The sequence below is a fragment of the Methylomagnum sp. genome (assembly GCF_054333355.1).
Window position 1 is genome coordinate 1 of record NZ_JBTEKS010000436.1, and the last position, 3451, is coordinate 3451.

Annotated in this window: 4 protein-coding genes; 2 read left to right on the forward strand and 2 right to left on the reverse strand. The window is 55.9% G+C overall.

Annotated features, from left to right (window positions below; translation table 11 throughout):
• Nucleotides 1-773 precede the first annotated feature (773 nt).
• Nucleotides 774-1550, forward strand: a complete 777-nt coding sequence (locus tag ACXWUF_RS20670) for a potassium channel family protein (protein ID WP_458496445.1) — start codon at nucleotides 774-776, stop codon at nucleotides 1548-1550.
• Nucleotides 1551-1680: 130 nt separating this feature from the next.
• On the opposite strand, the gene ACXWUF_RS20675 is transcribed toward ACXWUF_RS20670, so the two are convergent.
• Both ACXWUF_RS20675 and ACXWUF_RS20680 read right to left on the reverse strand, forming a co-directional pair.
• Nucleotides 1681-2088 (reverse strand): PIN domain-containing protein, encoded by a 408-nt coding sequence (locus ACXWUF_RS20675; RefSeq protein ID WP_458496446.1) that lies wholly within the window; start codon nucleotides 2086-2088, stop codon nucleotides 1681-1683.
• Complete coding sequence (locus ACXWUF_RS20680) at nucleotides 2085-2357, reverse strand: antitoxin (protein ID WP_458496447.1); 273 nt, start codon at nucleotides 2355-2357, stop codon at nucleotides 2085-2087. Before ACXWUF_RS20680 ends, ACXWUF_RS20675 begins: the two co-directional genes overlap by 4 nt.
• A 142-nt stretch (nucleotides 2358-2499) precedes the next feature.
• Between ACXWUF_RS20680 and ACXWUF_RS20685 the strand changes: the two genes are divergently transcribed.
• Nucleotides 2500-3451: ABC transporter permease (locus ACXWUF_RS20685; protein ID WP_458496448.1), on the forward strand; the 952-nt coding region annotated here is incomplete at its 3' end.

Below are 3451 nucleotides of genomic sequence, written 5' to 3' on the forward strand. Positions count from 1 at the left end.
GCCCACCGCCCGCGACCCGGAACCGGCCAAGGCCTTCAAGCGGCAGCCCGACCGCTCCCGGTGGATGTACGACCTGCCTTGCAGGTATCTGTTTTGTTTCTCTGTGCCATCAATAACTTAGAAGTTTTGTCAGGCAATCAGTGCGAAATAGATAGCTAGCGTAGCCCAGGTAGAGCTTTGCGGAATCCGGGGCGATAATAGCACGAACCATCCCGAATTCCGCCGCGCTGCATCCAGACTACTTATTCAATACCACACAGGAATATCCCATGCGAGCCATTACCTACACCGAAGCCCGAAACAGCCTAGGATCATAGGATGCGCTGAGGTACGAAGCGCATCTTTCGCGAAACTCGATTGATGCGCCTCCTACGTCGGCACATCCTACTTGCTAAAGACCTTTTTGAAGTTGAAATTTCAGATGTTTTATAAAGTTTCACTTGTTGATTAAAGCAGCATACTTACTAATCAAGAAAGAGAAAACCAATGCCAAAACTTATAATTGTGACTAGCCTGCTATTCGTCAATATATTGATGAACGGTTGCACGTCCGAACAAATCTATGCGATGGGCCGGAATATGCAGCGTTCCGAATGTATGAAAAATCTAGATACCCAAGAGCAAAACCGCTGTTTTAAGAACGCGGAAACCTCCTACGATACCTATCAACGGGAAGTCGAAAGTGCGGGCAAATAATAAGCGCTCAGCGTGGCGGGAATTCAGTTAGGCCACACCGGGTGACTTGCTTTCCGCTGAAATGATTAAAAAGGTGCATGAAAAAGCGAATTTTATTTCTCGCCATCTTGGCGATCATCAGTTTTATTATAAGCGTTACCCTATTCTGGACGGTCGAACACCAATACAACCATAAAATAAGAAACCTGCTCGATGTCATCTGGTGGTGGTTCGTGACTTCCGCGACGGTGGGTTACGGGGATGTTGTGCCCGTGACCTTGGCGGGAAGAGTGGTCGCCGTTTTTACCATTGTCACAGGGTTTATTATCTATACCTACATGGTGGGGATAATTGTCGATTCCGCCCATGAATTCATGGAAGGGCGGGATTGTGGGAAGAACCCCCTCAAATTGAAGGACCATATTGTTATTTGCGAATACACCTCAATGGCCGATGAACTGTTGCAATCGCTGCCGACGATACCCGAGTTTTCCCATTTAAATGTCGCCATCGTGACGGACTTGGTGACGCATCGACCCTATTCGGAATATGAGTTTGTATTCGGCGTCCCCATCAATCCGCTCAACTTAAAGAAGGCGAGCGTCGAGTCCGCCCGGTATGTTTTCGTGTTCGCAAACATGCGCTTCACGGACCCCGACGTGAAAACCTTGCACATCGCCCTGCGCGTGTTGGATTTGAATCCAAAAGCCAGCATTTTCGTGGAGATCGTCAATGTGCAGGACGAGTTGATTCGCTATATCCCGGACAATATTATCGTCATGCCTAGCCGTGAACTAATGAAAACCATATTGATGGAAAGAAAAATCGGCGCGGCGTATTGGCTGAAAATTACTAACCAAACCCCCTTGGCATGATTTCCCGGAAGGGGCGGGGAAACACGGGGCGCATTTCTAGCGAAACTCGATTAATCTGCTTTCCGCGCCGGATACCCACGGCACCGCTACCCGTGAAATAAGCCATGCCCACCTTCCTTGCTGCCGACATTTAAACCCAATTAACCAGCACCAGCGGCGCCTCAATCCGCTCGTAATGGCGAATATTGTTGGTCACCAGCACCACCCCGGCGGACAGCGCGTGGGCGGCGATCATCATGTCCATTTCGCCGATGGGTTGGCCGGTCGAAATCAGTTGGTGGCGGATGTCCGCGTAGCTATCGGCGGCCCCCGCGTCCCAGGGCAAAACCCGCGTGATTTCAAGAAACTGGCGCACGCCAAGATGCAGCCAATGCCCGGCGGGCAGGCGCTTCAATCCATACATCAACTCAGCCCGCGTGACCGCCGAAACGCACACCAGCGCGGGCGGCATGGCGGCCAGTTTATGTTCGATGCCGGGCGGTCGCCGTTTGATGATATAGCTGGCGATGTCCGTATCCAGCATGTGCGGCAGGCTCATGGTTCTTCATCCCCGAACACATCGCGTTCCCGTGGCAAGGTATTCATAGGACGTTCGGCCATGAAATCCTCGGGCACCTCCTTGGAACGCAATAACTCGAAGAAATCCCCCCAAGTTTTCGCGCCGGGCCGGGCCGAAATCCGCAGGTCGCCGGTGGCCTCATCCCGCGTGATGTAGACCTCGTTTCCGTCAAAACGGAATTCGGCGGGTAGCCTGACGGCTTGACTGGCACCGTTCTTAAACAGTTTGGCGACTCGTGTTTCGGACATGGCGAAGTTCTCCTTAAAGTAAAGTAGGGTATATACGGAGTATATGCGCCATGCGGAAGCTTGGAAACCCGCCAAGCAGGCTTGCCAAACCGGATTCCCAACCTGGAAGATGGGCGTCAGAATCCACCCGCGAAACCGCCCCATGCCCACCTTCCTCTCCACCGACATCCTGTTCTTCCTGCTCCTCCTCGGACTGGCCGGGCTGATCGTCCACGCCGCCCGCCGCGAACACCTCCGCCGACCCTGGCGCAAGGTGGCGCGGAACCGCAGCGCCATGGTGTCGCTGGTCATCCTGCTGGTTTATCTCGCCATCGCGGTGCTGGATTCGATCCGCTTCCACCCAACTCAAAACCCTGGCCAAAACGGCGAGGCCCGCTACCAAAGCGAGCCGGTCACGCTGCTGGATATGTGGCTACAGCCCATCAAGTCACGGGTGGAGAAAACCTATTCCGCGCCGCTGGCCTCCCACGCCTACGCCAAGGAAATGACCCGCCAGCCCGATGGCGCCGAGCGATGGGCCTATCCCCGGCTGAAATACGGCGGCGCCCACCTGGACGACCCGGCGCGGGAACAGCCCGGCGACCTGCTTCGCACTGGTGCTAAGGGTTTGGGCGAGGGGTTAATCCTCTGGCTGGGGCTGGCGGCGGCGTGGCTGGCGTGGTTCCGCTGGCGGGGCGGGGCCGATTTGACGGCGGTCGTGCGCGGTCAAACGGAAATCCCGTGGCGGGCCATCGGCTTGACCCTGCTATTCATCACCCTGAGCGGCGGAACGCTGGCCGAACTGGGGCTGAAATACCACATTCTGGGCACCGACAAAGTGGGCGAGGATGTGTTCTACCAGAGCCTCAAGAGCGTCCGCACCGGCCTCCTCATCGGCACGCTGACCACCTTCGCCACGCTGCCGCTGGCCTTGGGCTTCGGCATCCTGGCGGGGTATTTCCGGGGCTGGGTGGACGATGTCATCCAGTATCTCTACACCACGCTCAACTCCGTGCCCGGCGTGCTGCTCATCGCCGCCGCCATGCTGGTGATGCAGGGCTACATGGCCCGCCACGAGGACGAATTCGCCAGCCTCGCATTGCGGGCGGATTTCC

Bases quoted from the DNA above. Each gene is read 5' to 3' on its own strand.
- ACXWUF_RS20670 (WP_458496445.1), top strand. From the start codon at position 774: ATGAAAAAGCGAATTTTATTTCTCGCCATCTTGGCGATCATCAGTTTT.
- ACXWUF_RS20675 (WP_458496446.1), bottom strand. From the start codon at position 2,088: ATGAGCCTGCCGCACATGCTGGATACGGACATCGCCAGCTATATCATC.
- ACXWUF_RS20680 (WP_458496447.1), bottom strand. From the start codon at position 2,357: ATGTCCGAAACACGAGTCGCCAAACTGTTTAAGAACGGTGCCAGTCAA.